Annotated in this window: 17 protein-coding genes and 1 tRNA gene; 12 read left to right on the forward strand and 6 right to left on the reverse strand. The window is 71.6% G+C overall.

The annotated features are described in order from the left end of the window. Window positions 1-54 precede the first annotated feature (54 nt). From ACJX2R_RS20925 to ACJX2R_RS20935, 3 genes are read left to right on the forward strand one after another with little or no spacing between them, the layout of a single operon-like run. Window positions 55-2625, forward strand: coding sequence for a biotin carboxylase N-terminal domain-containing protein (locus ACJX2R_RS20925; RefSeq protein ID WP_413105919.1), 2571 nt, complete (start codon window positions 55-57; stop codon window positions 2623-2625). Continuing rightward, entirely contained in the window at window positions 2625-3557 is a 933-nt protein-coding gene (locus tag ACJX2R_RS20930) for a hydroxymethylglutaryl-CoA lyase (protein ID WP_262699710.1), read from the forward strand. Before ACJX2R_RS20925 ends, ACJX2R_RS20930 begins: the two co-directional genes overlap by 1 nt. 3 nt (window positions 3558-3560) lie before the next feature. Next, window positions 3561-4727, forward strand: coding sequence for an acyl-CoA dehydrogenase family protein (locus tag ACJX2R_RS20935; protein ID WP_171072702.1), 1167 nt, complete (start codon window positions 3561-3563; stop codon window positions 4725-4727). A gap of 137 nt (window positions 4728-4864) precedes the next feature. Here the strand turns inward: ACJX2R_RS20935 and ACJX2R_RS20940 are convergent, their stop codons facing one another. Next, a complete protein-coding gene (locus ACJX2R_RS20940) occupies window positions 4865-6547 on the reverse strand; it encodes a beta-N-acetylhexosaminidase (protein WP_413101379.1) in 1683 nt (560 codons plus the stop codon). Window positions 6548-6650: 103 nt separating this feature from the next. On the opposite strand from ACJX2R_RS20940, the gene ACJX2R_RS20945 reads away from it, so the two are divergent. The 3 genes from ACJX2R_RS20945 to glmS all read left to right on the forward strand — a co-directional run bounded on the left by ACJX2R_RS20945 (window position 6651) and on the right by glmS (window position 9976). Further along, on the forward strand, window positions 6651-7562 hold the full coding sequence (locus ACJX2R_RS20945; RefSeq protein ID WP_413101380.1) for a DUF4429 domain-containing protein: 912 nt from the start codon (window positions 6651-6653) through the stop codon (window positions 7560-7562). A 156-nt stretch (window positions 7563-7718) separates the two neighbouring features. Then, complete coding sequence (locus ACJX2R_RS20950) at window positions 7719-7994, forward strand: hypothetical protein (protein ID WP_037953108.1); 276 nt, start codon at window positions 7719-7721, stop codon at window positions 7992-7994. A 149-nt stretch (window positions 7995-8143) separates the two neighbouring features. Next, window positions 8144-9976, forward strand: a complete 1833-nt coding sequence (glmS, locus tag ACJX2R_RS20955) for a glutamine--fructose-6-phosphate transaminase (isomerizing) (protein WP_413101381.1) — start codon at window positions 8144-8146, stop codon at window positions 9974-9976. 523 nt (window positions 9977-10499) lie between these two features. On the opposite strand, the gene ACJX2R_RS20960 is transcribed toward glmS, so the two are convergent. Beyond that, window positions 10500-11021 carry a universal stress protein gene (locus tag ACJX2R_RS20960; protein ID WP_020871124.1) on the reverse strand — a complete coding sequence of 174 codons (522 nt, stop codon included), beginning with the start codon at window positions 11019-11021 and terminating at the stop codon, window positions 10500-10502. A gap of 621 nt (window positions 11022-11642) precedes the next feature. On the opposite strand from ACJX2R_RS20960, the gene ACJX2R_RS20965 reads away from it, so the two are divergent. From ACJX2R_RS20965 to ACJX2R_RS20985, 5 genes are all read left to right on the forward strand, one after another. Further along, window positions 11643-11894: a hypothetical protein gene (locus ACJX2R_RS20965; protein ID WP_413101382.1), complete on the forward strand. Its 252-nt coding sequence runs from the start codon at window positions 11643-11645 to the stop codon at window positions 11892-11894. A 546-nt stretch (window positions 11895-12440) separates the two neighbouring features. Then, window positions 12441-13772, forward strand: coding sequence for a helix-turn-helix domain-containing protein (locus ACJX2R_RS20970; RefSeq protein WP_413101383.1), 1332 nt, complete (start codon window positions 12441-12443; stop codon window positions 13770-13772). Window positions 13773-13777: 5 nt separating this feature from the next. Then, window positions 13778-14386: an oligoribonuclease gene (gene orn, locus ACJX2R_RS20975; protein ID WP_413101384.1), complete on the forward strand. Its 609-nt coding sequence runs from the start codon at window positions 13778-13780 to the stop codon at window positions 14384-14386. 109 nt (window positions 14387-14495) lie between these two features. Then, window positions 14496-14568, forward strand: a tRNA-His gene (locus tag ACJX2R_RS20980). Between the two features lie 159 nt (window positions 14569-14727). Then, the gene (locus ACJX2R_RS20985; RefSeq protein ID WP_413101385.1) at window positions 14728-15642 is read left to right on the forward strand and encodes an alpha/beta hydrolase; all 915 of its coding nucleotides are present in this window, start codon (window positions 14728-14730) and stop codon (window positions 15640-15642) included. Between the two features lie 25 nt (window positions 15643-15667). Here the strand turns inward: ACJX2R_RS20985 and ACJX2R_RS20990 are convergent, their stop codons facing one another. Together ACJX2R_RS20990 and ACJX2R_RS20995 are read right to left on the reverse strand one after the other, a co-directional pair. Beyond that, a complete protein-coding gene (locus tag ACJX2R_RS20990; RefSeq protein ID WP_413101386.1) occupies window positions 15668-16045 on the reverse strand; it encodes a MerR family transcriptional regulator in 378 nt (125 codons plus the stop codon). 36 nt (window positions 16046-16081) lie between these two features. Continuing rightward, a complete protein-coding gene (locus ACJX2R_RS20995; RefSeq protein ID WP_413101387.1) occupies window positions 16082-16498 on the reverse strand; it encodes a helix-turn-helix transcriptional regulator in 417 nt (138 codons plus the stop codon). A 108-nt stretch (window positions 16499-16606) separates the two neighbouring features. On the opposite strand from ACJX2R_RS20995, the gene ACJX2R_RS21000 reads away from it, so the two are divergent. Continuing rightward, a complete protein-coding gene (locus ACJX2R_RS21000; protein ID WP_413101388.1) occupies window positions 16607-17065 on the forward strand; it encodes an STAS domain-containing protein in 459 nt (152 codons plus the stop codon). Here ACJX2R_RS21000 and ACJX2R_RS21005 read toward each other — a convergent pair. Continuing rightward, window positions 17043-17792: a Clp protease N-terminal domain-containing protein gene (locus tag ACJX2R_RS21005; RefSeq protein WP_413101389.1), complete on the reverse strand. Its 750-nt coding sequence runs from the start codon at window positions 17790-17792 to the stop codon at window positions 17043-17045. The genes ACJX2R_RS21000 and ACJX2R_RS21005 overlap by 23 nt on opposite strands. Window positions 17793-17847: 55 nt before the next feature. After that, window positions 17848-18120, reverse strand: coding sequence for a hypothetical protein (locus tag ACJX2R_RS21010; protein ID WP_413101390.1), 273 nt, complete (start codon window positions 18118-18120; stop codon window positions 17848-17850). Window positions 18121-18264: the final 144 nt, after the last annotated feature.

Here is an 18264-nt window from a genome sequence, read left to right on the forward strand (position 1 = left end):
ATGCACCCGATGAGTGGCATGAGCGGTACGAAGTCGACCGGCCCGTCGCCCGCGATGTTCGACACCGTCCTGGTGGCCAACCGCGGTGAGATCGCCGTGCGCGTCATCCGCACCCTGCGGCGGCTGGGAGTGCGCTCGGTCGCCGTCTACAGCGACGCCGACGCGGACGCCCGCCATGTGCGCGAGGCGGACACGGCGGTGCGGATCGGCCCCGCCCCCGCCGCGGAGAGCTATCTGTCCATCGAGCGGCTGCTGGAGGCCGCGGCGCGCACCGGCGCCCAGGCCGTCCACCCCGGCTATGGCTTCCTCGCGGAGAACGGGGCGTTCGCCCGCGCCTGCGCCGACGCCGGGCTCGCCTTCATCGGACCGCCCGCCGGGGCCATCGAGCTGATGGGCGACAAGATCCGCGCCAAGGAGACCGTGCGCGCGGCCGGGGTGCCGGTGGTGCCGGGCTCCTCCGGCAGCGGGCTGACGGACGCGCAGCTCACCGCCGCCGCCCGGGAGATCGGGATGCCGGTGCTGCTGAAGCCCTCGGCGGGCGGCGGCGGCAAGGGCATGCGGCTGGTCCGCGACGAGGCGCTGCTCGCCGACGAAATCGCGGCCGCCCGGCGGGAGGCGCGCGGCGCCTTCGGCGATGACACGCTGCTGGTGGAGCGCTGGATCGACCGGCCCCGGCATATCGAGATCCAGGTGCTGGCGGACGGTCAGGGGCGCGTGATCCACCTCGGGGAGCGCGAGTGCTCGCTCCAGCGCCGCCATCAGAAGATCATCGAGGAGGCGCCCAGCCCGCTGCTGGACGAGGCCACCCGGGCGCGGATGGGCGAGGCCGCGGTGGCCGCGGCCCGGTCCTGCGGCTATGTGGGCGCGGGCACGGTCGAGTTCATCGTGCCGGGTGCCGATCCGTCGGCGTACTGCTTCATGGAGATGAACACCCGCCTCCAGGTGGAGCATCCGGTCACCGAGCTGACGGTGTCGGTCGACGGGCGGCCCGGCCTGGACCTGGTGGAGTGGCAGCTGCGCGTCGCCGCGGGCGAGCCGCTGCCGTTCGGGCAGGACGGCATCGCCTTCGCGAGCCACGCGGTGGAGGCCCGGATCTGCGCCGAGACCGCCCGCGCGGCGGCCGACGGCCGGGTGGACTTCCTGCCCTCGGCCGGGACCGTACTGGCGCTGGACGAGCCGGAGGGCGAGGGGGTGCGGGTCGACTCCGGGCTGAGCCGGGGCACCGAGGTCGGCACGGTCTACGACCCGATGCTCGCCAAGGTCATCGCCCATGGCCCCGACCGCCCCACCGCCCTGCGCCGGCTGCGCGCCGCCCTCGGCTCCCTGACCGTCCTCGGTGTGGACACCAACACCGGCTTCCTGCGCCGTCTGGCCGCCCACCCCGCGGTCGCCTCGGGCGAACTCGACACGGGCCTGGTCGACCGCGCGGCGGCCCAGCTGATCCCGGCGGCCATACCGGAGGAGGTCTACGCGACGGCGGCCCTGCTGCGCCAGGCGGCGCTGGAGCCCGCAACTCCGCGTGGCGATGGGTCCGGTGGGCGCCCGGAGCCCGGCGGCTCCGGCCCCGGCGGCCCGGCCGCGGACGTCTGGGTCGATCCGTTCTCGGTGCCGACCGGCTGGCGCCTCGGCGGCGCCCCGGCCTGGACGGTCCACCGCCTCCGTGTGGCGGGCCACCCCCCGGTGACGGTCCGCGTCCGCGGCCGCGCCCACGAGGCGGAGCTCCGCATCGAGCACGCCGACACCACCCCGGCAACAACCGGGTCAACGCCCCGCCCCGGCGAGCCCCCGGCAGCACCCAAGGCGACGCCCCGGCCCGGCGAGCCCCCGGCAGCGGCCAAGGCGACGCCCCGGCCCGGCGAACCCCAGGGCGCGGGCCAAGCCGCCCCGGAGACCCCCGCCACCGACCGGACCGACGAGCCACAGAGCACGGCAGCCCAGGCCGCCCGGCCCATGGGCGCGGGCGAGGGCGGCGCGGCGGCCCTGGTCACCGGGACCAGCCCCAGCTCCACCGTCACCGGCGCCAGTGCGCGCATCCCGGAAGCGGAGGCGGACGAGCGGGCCCCCGCCCACCACGCGGCAGCGGACCGCCGCCCCAGCGGGGCGCGCGCGGCAGCGGGCACGGCCCCGGGCGGGGCGAACGCCGCATGGCGCTCGGCCGCCGACGCCGGTGCGGGTGCCGACGCCGGTGCGGGTATGCGGGCGCGGCTCATTGCCCTCGACGAGGGCACCGTGTTGCTGGACCTCGGCGGGGTCACCCATCGCTTCCGGCATGCCGCTCATGGCGCGAGCCACTGGCTGGGGCGGGACGGGGACGCCTGGCGCGTGGTCGGGCACGACCCCGTGGAGGAGGCGCTGCGCGGCGGGGCCGCCGCGGCACACGCCGGGGAGCTGACCGCGCCCATGCCCGGCACCGTCACCGTCGTGAAGGCGGCCGTCGGCGACGAGGTCACCGCGGGTCAGGGCCTGCTGGTGGTCGAGGCGATGAAGATGGAGCACCTCATCTCCGCGCCGCACGACGGCACCGTCACCGAGCTCGAGGTGACCCCCGGCAGCACGGTCGCCATGGATCAGCTGCTGGCGGTCGTCACCCCGAACGAGCCGCAGCAGAGCGAGGAGCGTGCGTGATGACCCTCCCCATGACCGTCCCCGCCCCCGGGCTGCCCACCCGGGTCCGGATCCACGAGGTGGGCCCCCGGGACGGGTTGCAGAACGAGAAGGCGCTGGTCCCGGTGGCCATCAAGGCCGAGTTCATCCACCGGCTCGCCGAGGCCGGCCTCACCACCATCGAGGCCACCAGCTTCGTCCACCCCAAGTGGGTGCCCCAACTGGCCGACGCCGAGGAGCTGATGCCGCTCATCGACGACGTGGACACCCGGCTCCCCGTGCTCGTGCCCAATGAGCGCGGGCTGGACCGCGCCCTCGCGCTGGGCGCGCGCGAGATCGCCGTCTTCGCCAGCGCCACGGAGTCCTTCGCCAAGGCCAATCTCAATCGCACGGTGGACGGCGCACTGGAGATGTTCGAGCCGGTCGTCACCAAGGCCGAGGACGCGGGCGTGGCCGTGCGCGGCTATCTGTCCATGTGCTTCGGCGACCCGTGGGAGGGCCCGGTCCCGATCTCCCAGACCGTCTCGGTCAGCCGCCGTCTGATGGACATGGGATGCGCCGAGATCAGCCTCGGCGACACCATCGGCGTGGCCACCCCGGGCCATGTCCGGGAGCTGCTGGACACGCTCAACGAGGCGGGCGTCGCCGACGAGCGGCTGGCCGTGCACTTCCACGACACCTACGGCCAGGCCCTCGCCAACACCCTCGCCGCGCTCGAACACGGCGTGACCACCGTCGACGCCTCCGCCGGGGGCCTCGGCGGCTGCCCGTACGCCAAGAGCGCCACCGGCAACCTCGCCACCGAAGACCTCGTGTGGATGCTCGACGGCCTCGGCATCGAAACCGGGGTCGACATCGGCCGTCTCACCGCCACCAGCGTGTGGATGGCCCGGCATCTGGGCCGGCCCAGCCCGTCCCGCACCGTCCGCGCCCTCTCCCAGAAGGAGATCTGAGCCATGCCGATCGACCACCGACTCAGCCCCGAACACGAGGAACTGCGCCGCACCGTCGAGGCGTTCGCGCATGATGTGGTCGCCCCCAAGATCGGGGAGTACTGGGAGCACCATGAGTTCCCGTACGAGATCATCCGCGAGATGGGCCGGATGGGCCTGTTCGGCCTGCCCTTCCCCGAGGAGTACGGCGGCATGGGCGGGGACTACTTCGCGCTCTGCCTCGCCCTGGAGGAGCTGGCCCGGGTGGACTCCTCCGTGGCGATCACCCTGGAGGCGGGGGTCTCGCTCGGCGCGATGCCGATCTTCCTCTACGGCACGGAGGAGCAGAAGCGCACCTGGCTGCCGGGGCTCTGCTCCGGGGAGACCCTGGGCGCGTTCGGCCTGACCGAGCCCGGCGGCGGCTCGGACGCGGGCGCCACCCGCACCACGGCACGGCTGGACGAGGCCACGGGCGAGTGGGTGATCAACGGCACCAAGTGCTTCATCACCAACTCCGGTACGGACATCACCGCACTGGTCACCGTGACCGCCGTCACCGGCCGAAAGGAGGACGGCCGCCCCGAGATCTCCTCGATCATCGTGCCGTCCGGCACCCCCGGCTTCAGCGTGGCCGCCCCCTACTCCAAGGTGGGGTGGAACGCCTCGGACACCCGCGAGCTGTCCTTCGCCGACTGCCGGGTCCCGGCCGCGAACCTGCTGGGCGCGGAGGGCCGGGGCTACGCCCAGTTCCTGCGGATACTGGACGAGGGCCGGATCGCGATCTCCGCCCTGGCCACCGGGCTCGCCCAGGGCTGTGTGGACGAGTCGGTGGCGTACGCCAGGACCCGCGAGGCGTTCGGCCGCCCCATCGGCGCCAACCAGGCGATCCAGTTCAAGCTGGCCGACATGGAGATGCGCGCCCATATGGCCCGGGTGGCCTGGCGCGACGCGGCGTCCCGGCTGGTGCTCGGCGAGCCGTTCAAGAAGGAGGCGTCGATCGCGAAGCTGTACTCCTCCGAGGTCGCGGTGGACAACGCCCGCGAGGCCACCCAGATCCACGGTGGCTACGGCTTTATGAACGAGTATCCGGTGGCCCGGATGTGGCGTGACTCCAAGATCCTGGAGATCGGCGAGGGCACCAGCGAGGTCCAGCGCACGCTGATCGCCCGAGAGCTGGGCTTCGCGAGCTGAGCCGGTGATCGTGCCGCCGCTCCCCTACCCGCCCCTTCCCGTTACCAGGGGACTTCCCCTCTGGACCCCGGGGTCTGGGGCGAAGCCCCAGTTTCGGGAAGGGGCGGGTAGGGGAGCAACCAGCCGCCTGCGGCGCCTCAGCTCGTGGGCCAGGGGATCTGCGGGGAGTGGTAGTACGCGATGCCCATCGCGTCCCAGCGGGGACCCTGCGCCGCCACCCGCACCTTGTATTCGTCCCAGTTGTGCGCGCTCGCGGGCGACCAGCCCAGCTCGGCGATGCCGGGGAGGCGGGGAAAGGCCATGTACTCGATCTGCGGGCTGGTCTGGAGGGTCTCCGACCACAGCGGCGCCTCGACACCGAGCACCGAGGCCTCCGGGGCGTCCTTGATGTATGTGCCCGGGTCCCAGTCGTAGGACTGCTTCGCCTCGACGTACCCGGCCCAGCTCTGCCCCAGCGGCGTGTCGGCGTTGTACTTCATGTCCAGATAGGCGCGGTTGGCCGGGGAGAGGATCAGCCGGGTGCCCGCCTTGGCCGCGTCCGCGACCTCCTTCTCGCTCCCGTCCGTCCCCCAGTACTGGGCGATCGCGCCCTGCGCGGGGTGCACACCGGTCAGCTGGTGCCAGCCGACCACCGTCTTGCCGTACTTGGCGACCACCGGCTGCACCCGGTCCATGAAGGCCACATAGTCCTCATGGCTGGTGGAGTGGGCCTCGTCGCCGCCGATGTGGAGGTAGGGGCCGGGGGTGAGCGCGGCGAGCTCGCGGATGACGTCGTCCACGAAGTCGTACGTCACCCCCTTCGGCACGCACAGCGAGCTGAAACCGACCTCGGTACCGGTGTAGAGCGGCGGGGCGACGCCATCGCAGTTGAGCTCAGCGTAGGAGGCGAGCGCCGCGTTGGTGTGGCCCGGCATGTCGATCTCGGGGACGACGGTCAGCTCACGGCTCGCCGCGTAGCGCACGATCTCGCGGTAGTCGTCCTTGGTGTAGTAGCCACCGGGTCCGCCTCCGACCTGTGTGGAGCCACCGTGACTGGCCAGCTTCGGCCACGAGTCGATCGCGATCCGCCATCCCTGGTCGTCCGAGAGATGCAGATGCAGCGCGTTGATCTTGTAGAGGGCCAGCTGGTCGATATAGCGCTTGACCTGGTCCACACCGAAGAAGTGCCGGGAGACATCGAGCATCGCGCCCCGCCAGGCGTAGCGCGGCACATCGGTGATGGTGCCGCCGGAGACCCGCCAGGGGCCCGGCTGCCGGGTGGTGCGCTCGATGGACGCGGGCAGCAGCTGCCGCAGTGTCTGGACGCCGTGGAACAGCCCGGCGGAGCCGCGTGCGGTGAGGGTGATCGCCCGGCCGGTTACCTGGAGCCGGTACCCCTCCTTGCCCAGCGTCCGCACCCCGGCCGCCTTGGGCGTCAGCCGCAGCCGGATGCCGTCGTCACCCGATCGCGTGGTGACGGGCAGCGAGAAGCCGGTGGAGGGGCGCAGCACCTCCGCGAGGTAGTCGCCCACCCGGCGCGCCGAATTCGCTGAACCCGCTGAACCCGCCGAACGCGCCGAACCGTCGGAGCCGGACACCCGGATGCGGGTGTCGGAGCGGATCGCGTACGAGCCCGCCGCGGGCCGTACGGACGCCGGCGCGGGCACCACCCGGTCCAGCGGGGTCGGGGCGGCCGCGGCGGGCCCCTGGGCGGAAGCGGAGGAGGAGCGAGGGGACCAGGGGGAAGCCGGAGAAGCGGAGGCGGAGGAGGCCGCGGTCCCCGCCCCGGCCACCACGGTCAGCAGCAGGGAACACAGAAGTCGAGCACGGCGTCGTCTCACAGGGGATCCCTTCAACGAAACGTGGCATCTTGGGTACCGCGAGGGCCAGTTGCGGTCAAGGTGTAGACCAATGTGTCGCCGACTGCCTGTCAGAATTCACCGCATGGCGGAAATCACCCAGCGCGATGGCGCCTGGAGCTTTGACGGGGAAGCGATCCGGATCGTCCCGGGGCGGGACCGCGGCGTACCGGCCGTACGGCAGGCGCTCGGCGAACTGACCGTCCCCCTGGTGGCCTTGGCCGGGCTGGCCTATGAGCCGGGGCGGAAGTCGGGCCGACTGCGGCTGCGCCTGCGCGAGGGGGCGGACCCGCTGCTCCAGGCCACCGGCGGCAAGCTGCCGGACGCCGCCGATCCGTACCAGCTCTCGGTGGAGCCGGACCGCAGGGACCTCGCCGAGTATCTGGTCGACGAGGTCCGCCGGGCCCTGACCCTGGAGCAGGTGCCGTCCGGCCCCTGCGACCGCTATGTGCTGCCCGGCCCCTCGGTGCCGATCTCGGCGTCGGCGGGCGACGCCACGGCCTCCTTCGACGGGGAGCGGGTCCGGCTGGACTGGAACTGGAAGACCGAGGAGTCGAAGAAGTCCGGCGGCCCCCGCACGATCCTCCTGTCCGATCTGGAGACGGTGGAGTGGGTCCCGGCCGCCGGGCTGGAGAACGGCTACCTCCGCTTCATCACGGCGAAGGCCACGGCGACGGCCGCGCCCAAGTACGACCCGCATGCCGTGGTGCTGTACGGGTTCAAGAAGGATCCGCTGATGGCGCTGGTCGCGGCGGCCGTCATGGCGCGGATGCCGCATCCGGGCGCCCCGACGAAGGCGCTCCCCGCCCAGCCGTCCGCACCCGAACCGGCGCCCGTGGACGCCCCGCCCGCCGGGGGCGACGAGGGTGAGGTGGATCACGACGTCCTGCTGCGACGACTGCGCGAACTCGGCGATCTTCACCAGAGCGGGATCCTCACCGAGGAGGAGTTCACCACCGCCAAACAGGCCGTGCTCCGCCGCTTCTCCGACGCCTGAGGCACGGCTCCCCGGCGACCGGGGGACGGACTTTCCGACGCCTGAAGGACGGCTTCCTCGCCGCCGAGGGCCGGATTTTCCGTCACCGGGACCCAACCCTGCCCGATATCGGGCAGGAATGTTGCGAAACACCGCGCCACATCGCAGTATCTACGGATGCTCGACCGCCGTATGTCCCACGATGACCTCATCGACCACCTGGTCCGCAGTACGCCGCTCAGCCGCGGCGAGGCGGGCCGGGTGGTGCTGGACGTCCTGGCGTACTTCGACGAGACGACGGAGGAGTTCGTCCGGCGCCGCCACCGCGAACTCCAGTCCGGCGGGCTGACCAACGCGGACATCTTCGAGCGGATCACGGCAGAGCTGCCGTACCGCGCGGTGGCGCCGCCCGAACTCTCGCTGCGCCAGCTGCGCCGCATCGTCTACGGCTGACCACGCCGGTCCAGGACACCGGCCCACGACACCGGTCCACGACACCGGTCCACGACGCCGGTCCAGGACACCGGTCCACGACGGCGGCCGCCACCGCCGGCCACGAGCACGAGCATGCACGAGCGATCCAATGGGAGGGCCTGAACACCATGTGCGGAATCGTCGGATACATCGGGAAACGGGATGTGGCACCGCTGCTGCTGGAGGGGTTGCAGCGGCTGGAGTACCGCGGCTATGACTCCGCGGGGCTGGCGATCCAGGGCAAGCCCGCCAAGGGCGCCCAGAGCGCCGGGCTGAAGACCGCCAAGGCCAAGGGCCGGGTCCGGGACCTCGAGGCCAGGCTGCCCAAGCGGTTCGCGGGCACCACCGGGATCGCCCACACCCGCTGGGCCACCCATGGCGCGCCCAACGACGTCAACGCGCATCCGCATCTGGACGCGGACGGCAAGGTCGCCGTCGTCCACAACGGCATCATCGACAACGCCGCCGATCTGCGCGCCAAGCTGGCCGCCGACGGCGTGGAGCTGGTCTCCGACACCGACTCCGAGGCGCTCGCCCACCTCATCGGCCGCTCCCAGGCGCCCACCCTGGAGGAGAAGGTCCGCCACGCGCTGGCGATGGTCGAGGGCACCTACGGCATCGCCGTGCTGCACGCGGACTTCCCCGACCGCATCGTCGTCGCCCGCAACGGCTCGCCGGTGGTGCTGGGGATCGGCGAGAAGGAGATGTTCGTCGCCTCGGACGTCGCCGCGCTGGTCAGCCACACCCGTCAGGTGGTCACCCTGGACGACGGCGAGATGGCCACCCTCAAGGCCGACGACTACCGCACCTACACCACCGAGGGCAGCCGCACCTCCACCTCCCCCACCACCGTGGAGTGGGAGGCCGAGTCGTACGACATGGGTGGCCACGACACCTATATGCACAAGGAGATCCACGAGCAGGTCGACGCCGTGGACCGGGTGCTGCGCGGCCGGATCGACGACCGCTTCTCCACCGTCCGCCTGGGCGGGCTCAACCTGGACGCCCGCGAGGCGCGCGGGGTGCGCCGGGTCAAGATCCTCGGCTGTGGTTCGGCGTACCACACGGGTCTGATCGGCGCCCAGCTGATCGAGGAGCTGGCCCGGATCCCGGCGGACGCGGAGCCCGCGAGCGAGTTCCGCTACCGCAATCCGGTGGTGGACCCGGACACCCTCTACATCGCGGTCAGCCAGTCCGGCGAGACCTACGACACCCTGGCGGCCGTCCAGGAGCTCAAGCGCAAGGGCGCGCGAGTGCTGGGCGTCGTCAATGTCGTGGGCAGCGCGATCGCCCGGGAGACGGACGGCGGGGTGTACGTCCACGCCGGGCCCGAGGTGTGCGTCGTCTCCACCAAGTGCTTCACCAACACCGCCGTCACCTTCGCGCTGCTCGCCCTGCACCTGGGCCGGATCCGCGATCTCTCGGTCGCCGACGGCAAGCGGATCATCGCCGGGCTGCGCAAGCTGCCCGAGCAGATCGCGGAGGTGCTGCGCGGCGAGGAGGAGATCAAAAAGCTCGCCGCGGAATATGCGAACGCAAAGAGCATGATGTTCGTCGGGCGGGTCCGCGGCTATCCGGTGGCGCGCGAGGCGTCCCTGAAGCTGAAGGAGGTCTCCTACGTCCACGCCGAGGCGTACCCGGCCTCCGAGCTCAAGCACGGACCGCTCGCGCTGATCGAGCCCGAGGTGCCGACCGTGGCGGTCCTGCCCGACGACGACCTGCTGGAGAAGAACCGGGCGACGCTGGAGGAGATCAAGGCCCGCAGCGGCCGGATCCTGGCCGTGGCCCACCGGGGGCAGGAGAAGGCGGACCACACGATCGTGGTCCCCCGCAACGAGGTGGAGCTCGACCCGATCCTGATGGGCATTCCGCTCCAACTGCTCGCCTACCACACGGCGCTGGCGCTCGGCCGGGACATCGACAAGCCCCGCAACCTCGCCAAGTCGGTGACGGTCGAATAGGCCCACACCGCCCGCGACCTGGGCTGATCCTTCGGCGGTCCCCCGCGTGTGCCACCACGCACGCGGGGGCCGCCTCCCCTTCGCCGACGTCGCCTCTCATACGCCGGCGGCTGGCCGTCGCGCGGGAACCGTCACTTCCCGCGCGACAGCACGATCGAACGGTTTGTACCCCTCACAAACGCACAATCCACCTCTACGCACGGGTAGGTTTGTCCGTTGTCAAGGTGGACTTGACGCCATCTCGCCTGCGGTCAAGGGGAGTTGAGGGTGTCCGGTTCCAGGCGCCCACACCAAGTCGGGCCGACGCCAGAGGTTTTGGGCTGAACAACGTCACTTGACGAGGAGGCGCGCCGGGCACGGTGCGTCCAGGGTCTCAGGAACTCAGGCGAACCCAGGAGGGCCGAATGGGCCCGGAAGGACGGCCAGGACGGCCCGCGAGAACGGGCCCGAGGGTGCTCAGGGGATGCTCGGAGGACGCCGGTGGGCGGGCCGATGGGCGGGCGCTCAGGGGGCCTCAGGGGGCTCAGGGGATGACGACGACGGGCCGCTGCGCCCGCCGCGCGAGCCGCCCCGCGACCGAGCCGAAGATCCGCCCCACCAGCCCGTGCGTGGAGCCCACCACGATGGCGTCGGCCGCGTACTCCCGGCCGACCTCCTCCAGCTCATGGCAGATGTCCCCGCCCCGCTCTACGAGGATCCAGGGCACCTCGGAGAGATGATCGGCGCAGGCCAGTTCGAGCCCCAGCACCTCGGTGCGGTGATCGGGGACGTCGACGAAGACCGGCGGCTCGCAGCCCGCCCAGACCGTCGTCGGCAGCCGGTTGGCCACATGGACGATGATCAGCCCGGAGCCGGAGCGCCGGGCCATGCCGATCGCATAGGCGAGGGCGCGCTCGCTCGACATGGAGCCGTCGAATCCCACCACAACACCGTGCTGGAACGCTGGATCGCAGGAATGACGTGTTTCTTCCGCCGCTTCGGGGTGCGCCATGTGATCGGCGACCCGCTTGCGGTCCGCGGGTTCGGGGATTTCGTGACCGGCCATCGGTGTCTCGGCGAAGGATGTCCTCGTGCGGAGGGATAGGCGGGGGCTCAGGTAGAGGGCTGTCGGGGGACTTGAGCTCCGCTGGAGCTCGGGGACGGTCTCGAGGGGTCGAAATCCGTCCGGGATTCATCTTTCCAAGCCCTTACCCCCAAGGGTACGGCGGCATTCACCACCTGCCCAGAGGTCGCCACGGGAGCGGAGCGCCCGAAGCGTTCCCCGGAGCATGCCGGAGGGCGGCCCGTAACGCAATGCCCCAAGTGGTCCCCTGCCGAGCCGGGCCCCGGCCCGCGGCCCGGCTCGGCGGGGCCGCCGCGGTACGTCGTGCGGCCGCCCGGCAGTGACCTGGGGACGGGCCGGGCGTTGTAGTAGCGGCACCCGGTGTGGCGGCCCCGGCCCGCCCGGTCCACCTGCCCGGATCCCCCGTCCGCCGCCCCCGCGCCGCCCCCGCGCCGAGCCCCCTGCCGACACCTCGCCGGCCGTTCGAGAGGAGCCCTGCCCGTGTCTGTCGCCCCCGAGTACGACACCCCCGGCGACACCCCTTGCGGCGGGTCCGGGACACCCGGACGGCCCCACCTTCCGAGCCCCCCTCGAGCCCAGGTCCAGGCCCCCGCTAGCGACGCGGTGAGCGAGGTGATCCGCTGGGCGGCCTTCAGCTGCGCCGTGGTCCCCGTCGTCCTGCTCATGTGCGGATTGCCCTTCGGCGCCGCCCTGGGGGCCGCCGCGGGCCTCGCCGCCGTGACGGCCGCCAGCCGCGCCCTGCTGCGCCACTCCGAGCGCACCGCGGCCCGGCTGGGCGCGGACGGCGTCAGCCCACACCGGGGCCGTCACGGCCGTACGGGGATCGGCGCGCACCGGGGCGGCCGCCGCGTCTGAGGGCCGACCGGAAGGCCCACGTCCGAGGGCAGACCGGAAAGGGCCGGAGCCGGGGAAGCGGTGCGTAGCGCTCCGCGCACGCAGCGCCGATGGAGCGTCGCTATAGCACCGCTCAAGCCCGGAAGACGACCGCTCGCCCCCTGAAGAAGTACGAGCCCCACGTACGCCGGTCGTATGACCCATCCGTACCTCTGCGCCCGCTTGTTTTCAGCCAACTTCCGGCCGCACTTCTTTCCTTGGCAAACGCCGTGCTCAACACCCGTCCGGCCAGCGTGGAAAGGGGTCCGGAGCGCACGTACCCCCTACGGGAAGTGGGTGTCCGCACAAGGCGTACTTCACAGCGAGGGCTACGAGTGCAACGCTTCGTGATCGAATGCTTCGCGCCAAGTTGTCATGTCGACATAGTGGCGGGTGGTGAACTGGTCACGGCGACCACACGCGACACAGTAGATTCGATCTTGGCCATGACCGGCGGGGGAACCGTTCAGGACCGAGGGGAAACGTGCAGGACCGAGAGGACGCGACCACCGAGGGGGGCTTAGTGCCATGAGCCAGGACTCCACGACCGTACCGGAGACCTCGCGCAAGCTCTCCGGACGCCGGCGACGAGAAATCGTCGCGGTGCTGCTGTTCAGCGGCGGCCCCATCTTCGAAAGCTCCATCCCGCTCTCCGTCTTCGGTATCGACCGGCAGGACGCCGGAGTTCCTCGGTACCGACTTCTGGTGTGCGCGGGCGAAGATGTGCCATTGCGAACGACTGGCGGACTGGAACTGACCGCACCATACGGCCTGGAGGCACTCTCCCGGGCCGGCACCGTCGTCGTACCGGCCTGGCGGTCGATAACCCAGCCGCCACCGGCCGCCGCGCTCGACGCGCTGCGCCGCGCGCACGAGGAGGGCGCGCGGATCGTAGGCCTGTGCACCGGGGCCTTCGTACTGGCCGCCGCCGGGCTGCTGGACGGCCGCCCGGCGACCACCCACTGGATGTACGCGCCGACGCTCGCCAAGCGCTATCCGTCGGTCCATGTGGACCCCCGCGAGCTCTTCGTGGACGACGGCGACGTACTGACCTCGGCGGGCACCGCCGCCGGGATCGACCTGTGCCTGCACATCGTGCGCACCGACCACGGCGCGGACGCCGCCGGCGCCCTCGCCAGGCGCCTGGTCGTCCCGCCGCGCCGCAGCGGAGGGCAGGAGCGCTATCTGGACAGGTCGTTACCAGAGGAGATCGGGGCGGATCCGCTCGCCGAGGTGGTGGCGTGGGCGCTCGAGCATCTGCACGAGCAGTTCGACGTCGAGGCCCTGGCTGCCCGCGCCTACATGAGCCGCAGAACCTTCGACCGCAGGTTCCGCTCGCTCACTGGGAGCGCTCCACTCCAGTGGCTGATCACCCAGCGGGTGCTCCAGGCGCAGCGGCTCCTGGAGACCTCCGACTACTCGGTCGACGAGGTCGCGGGGCGCTGTGGCTTCCGCTCGCCGGTCGCGCTGCGCGGGCACTTCCGACGGCAGCTGGGGTCCTCCCCGGCCGCCTACCGGGCCGCGTACCGCGCCCGCAGGCCCCAGGGCGGGCCCGCGGAGCGCCCGGACCGCCCCGACCGCCTGGAGCGGCTGGAACGGCTGGAGCGGGCCGACCGGCCCGACCGCGCCGAGGTGATCGAACCCCGTGTCGGCGACCACTCCCTGCCGCTGCGGCGGCCGGGCGCGCCCGGCGCCGCCACGGGCCACTCGGGGCACCCGCCGCACCACCATCACGCTCCGCATCCGGAGCCTGGCAAACCGGAGTCGGACGCCTATGCCCCACGCCTGCCCGAACAGGCCGCGGGCCGGGCCCCGGGCCGTCCGTCCCTGCCCGGCCAGCGGGAACGCCCCGTAGGGTGAGACGTATGAACGATCGCATGGTGTGGATCGACTGCGAGATGACCGGGCTCTCGCTGGCGAACGACGCGCTTATCGAGGTGGCCGCGCTGGTCACGGACTCCGAGCTGAACATCTTGGGCGAGGGAGTGGACATCGTTGTCCGCCCCCCCGCGGAAGCGCTGGTCACCATGCCCGAGGTGGTGCGCGAGATGCACACCACCTCCGGCCTGCTCGCCGAGCTCGAGGGCGGGACCACGCTCGAGGATGCCCAGGACCGTGTCCTGGCCTACATCCGCGAGCACGTCCCCGAGGCCGGCAAGGCCCCGCTGTGCGGAAACTCGGTCGGCACCGACCGGGGCTTCCTCCTCCGGGACATGCCGACGCTCGAGAGCTACCTCCACTACCGGATCGTCGACGTCTCCTCGATCAAGGAGCTGGCCCGCCGCTGGTATCCGCGGGCCTACTTCAACAGCCCCAAGAAGAACGGCAACCACCGCGCGCTCGCGGACATCCACGAGTCCATCGCCGAACTGCGCTACTACCGGGAATCGATCTTCGTACCAGCTCCCGGCCCGGACTCGGACACGGCGAAGGCCATCGCGACCAAGCACGTCCTGCCCGCCCGGCACGCCTGAACCCCGCCGCCGTCCCGGTGCTCGCTCCCGACTCCCCGAAAGCCGGGAGCGAGCACCCCTCCGGACCCTGTACACTTTTTCTCGGCCGGTGCGAAAAGCACCGGTCGTGGTGGGTATAGCTCAGCTGGTAGAGCACCTGGTTGTGGTCCAGGATGTCGCGGGTTCGAGTCCCGTTACTCACCCTCTTCGAAGAGGCCGCTGACCTGAGCAAGTGGGTCAGCGGCCTCTTCCGCGTCTCCCTGTTGGTGGGTACGCACTGCCCGGTGCACCGTGGGAGGTGTGAACGGCATATCCGGCGGCACACCCGACGACACCGGTCGCCCACACCGGGAGAAGCAGCCATGGGCCAGTCCACCCACCTCGACATCGAATTCGCCGCGCCCGACGGCGTGACCTTGCGCGGGGCGCTGTACGTTCCCGACGGGTCCGGGCGGCATCCGGCGGTCACCATGGCCCATGGGTACGGCGCGGTGAAGGAAATGGCCCTGCTCCGACTCGCCGCCGCGTTCGCCGATGCCGGCTTTGCCGCGCTGGTCCATGACCACCGCACCTTCGGTGCCAGCGACGGCACACCGCGCCAGGACATCGACCCCTGGAAGCAGATCGAGGACTGGCGGCGTGCCATCACGTATCTGGAGTCGCGCCCCGAGGTCGACGCCGACCGGATCGGTCTGTGGGGCTCCAGCTATGCCGGCGGGCACGCGATCGTGCTGGGGGCCAGTGACCGCCGTCTGAGGGCCGTCGTGGCCCAGGTGCCGACCATCAGCGGTTCCGAGCAGTCCAGGCGCCGCGTCGCCCCTGACGACATCGCCGCTCTGGAGGCCGCCCTCGACTCCGACGAGCGTGCGCAAGCGGCGGGCGAGGCGCCGCGTACCCAGGCCCTGGCCAGCGCCGACCCGGCGGTCGCCGCCTCCTACCGCGCCCAGGACGCCGTCGACTTCTACCTCCAGGAGCTCCCCGAAGGAACGCGCTGGGACAACAGCGTCACCGTCCGATCCACCCGCAAGGCCCGCACGTACGAGCCGGGTGTGCTCGTCGACCGCGTCTCCCCCACGCCGCTGTTGATGATCGTCGGTCTGCGGGACACCGTCACCCTCACCGACACCGGGCTCGCCGCCTACAACCGGGCGCTGGAGCCGAAGCGGCTGGTGACGATCCCGGGTGGGCACTTCGCCCCGTACACCACCGAGTTCGCTCGGGCCTCGGCAGCGGCCATCGCCTTCTTCCGGGAGCATCTGGCGCCGAACCGAGACTGACCCGCCCACCAGGGGCCGCGTGGGGTCAAGCGCTTTGCGGGACGCAGCACACTTCGCCTCCGACCGTGCCGCTGGCCGCCGCGATGACCTCTTCGAGGTGATCGCGGGCCGTGGCCAGGTCGGCCATCTGGGCGTTGATGCGGTCGCGTTCGGCGATGAGGCGGGCGATGCCCGCGGGGGTGGCGACGCCGGAGTGCGCGCAGGGGAGGAATTCGCGGATGGTCTTGCTCGACAGGCCCGCGGCGTAGAGGCACTGGATCCACAGGACGCGGCCGACCGCGGCGTCCGCGTAGTGGCGCTGGCCGCTGGGGCTGCGCTCCGAGGTGAGCAGGCGCTGCTCCTCGTAGTAGCGCAGCGCTCGTACGCTGACGCCGGTCCTGGCGGCGAGTTCGCCGATGCGCACCGTGACTCCTCCTGGCTGTGACGTCAGGGATCGGCCTCAGAGTAGTCGAGGCGGGTGGGAGTCGGAGGTCGGTTGGGCGGGAGCCTCATCCACCACCGGACCCCCGTCGCCGAGCGAACCGTCGCCGAGCGGACCGTCGACGTGTTTGCGCCGGTCCTCGTCCTCGACGAGCAGGGAGAGGAGCGAGGCCACGGGGAGCCCGGCCTCGGCCGGGTGGCGCAGGACCTTCCCCGGCTCGATGCGGTACGTGTTCGTACGCCCCTCACGGGTGTGGGACAGATATCCGTCCTGCTCCAGGTCGCCGATGATCTTTTGGACGGCGCGCTCGGTCAGCCGGCAGTGCGCGGCGATATCGCGGATCCGTACGTTCGGATCGTCGGCGATCGCGGCCAGCACGCGGGCGTGGTTGGTCAAGAACGTCCATCCAGTGTGCGATTCAGGCACTCCTCCCATGGCCTCATGATATTGCCGAAACAATAGCGCATCTGGAAACATGAATCTGGCTTCGTATATAGCAAGCCGTGTGACGCCGGTCAGGCGACCTCGAGGGGAGACAGACAGGTGCACGCACGAGACATCTCCGTGCCCGAGCCTGGACATCGCCCGCCGTACGGGCCCCTTATAGGCACGGCACCGGGGACATCGGCCGGTTCGACGCCACCGGGCCCCTCGACCATCCTCCTCACCGACAGCTACCCGGAGGGTCCCCGGAAGGTTGTCGTGGTCAACGGAGAGGTGGACTACGAGACCGCCCCCGTCATGTCCGCCGCCCTGCGCGACGCCCTCCGCGATTCCGTCGAGGGCGTTGACGTGGACCTGAGCGCGGTGAGGTTCTGGGACTGCTCGGCGCTCAACGCGCTGCTGAGGCTCCGCCGGGACGCGCTCGCCCACGGCAAGACGGTCATCGTCCGCTCCCCGAGCCGCACGGTCAGGCGGGTCCTCGGCCTGACCGGCACCTCACGGCTGTTCCGGCCTCCGGTCTTAGAGGGCCGGGCGGTCACCCCTCCATCTCGTCCTTGATGGCCTCGGCGATCCGGGTCAGCGTCTTGGTGATGATGTCCACCGTGGCGGCCTTGTCGATCCCCAGGCCGGTCAACAGGCCCGCGCCGTCCTCGTGTTCGAGGAGGGCGAGGAGGATGTGCTCGGTGCCGATGTAGTTGTGGCCCAGCCGAAGCGCCTCGCGGAAGGTGAGTTCGAGGACCTTGCGCGCGTCGGCGTCGAAGGGGACCAGGGCGGGCATGGAGTCGGCCGCGGGCGGGAGGGCGGCGGTGGCCTCCTGGCGGACGGCGTCCAGGAGGACACCCTGGGCGACGATCGCCTTGGCGGCCAGCCCCTCGGGCTCGGCCAGGAGGCCGAGGATGAGGTGCTCGGGGCGGATCTCGGCGTTGTCGGCGGCTCGGGCCTCGTTCTGGGAGGCGACCACGACGCTCCGGGCGCGCGTCGTGTAGCGGCCGAAGCCCTGGCTCGGGTCGAGGTCCGACGGCTCGCCGGACGCCTTGGGGACGAAGCGCTTCTGGGCCGCCTGCCGCGTCACCCCCATGCTCTTGCCGATGTCGGTCCAGGAGGCGCCGGAGCGGCGGGCCTGGTCCACGAAGTGGCCGATGAGGTGGTCGGCCACCTCGCCGAGGTGCTCGGCGGCGATCACCGCGTCGGTGAGCTGGTCAAGGGCGTCGGGGTGGACTTTCTTGATGGCCTCGATCAGGTCGTCGAGGCGCACGGGATGGGTGAGTCCGACTGGTTTCGTCATGTGTCAACCATAGGTTGACACTCCTGGGGGTGTCAACGTCGCGTTGACAGCGAGCCTAGCCCGGGTGTTCGCGGTGCGGACGGTTCCGGGGCCAGAACGACGTCCAGGTGAACTTGTCGCCGCCCACCCACCGGACCACGTCCGGATCGTCCAGGTCGACGTCGTCCAGGCCGACCTCCCGCGCGATCTCGATGACGTCCAGGACCGAGTGCGCCTTGCCCGCCAGCTCACCGGCGATCTCGACCAGACGGAACGGGGGATTGTTCTGCTGGACGCCGAGCACCACGATCGGAGGCCGGTGGATGCGCGGCGCCTGGGATTCGGTCATATGTCCCAGGCTGCGCCCGGCGCCCTCCCACCGCACCTCGGAGACGCCGCACCTCGGAGGAGCCGAACCCTCGAAGGCGCCGCACCCTCGGAGGCGCCGGCCCGCCCGGCCGGATACTCGTTCGGGCCTTCCCGGCTCGTCCGC

It is taken from the genome of Streptomyces sp. Inha503, assembly GCF_047215865.1.
In the GTDB taxonomy this organism is placed as follows: Bacteria; Actinomycetota; Actinomycetes; order Streptomycetales; family Streptomycetaceae; genus Streptomyces; species Streptomyces lycopersici.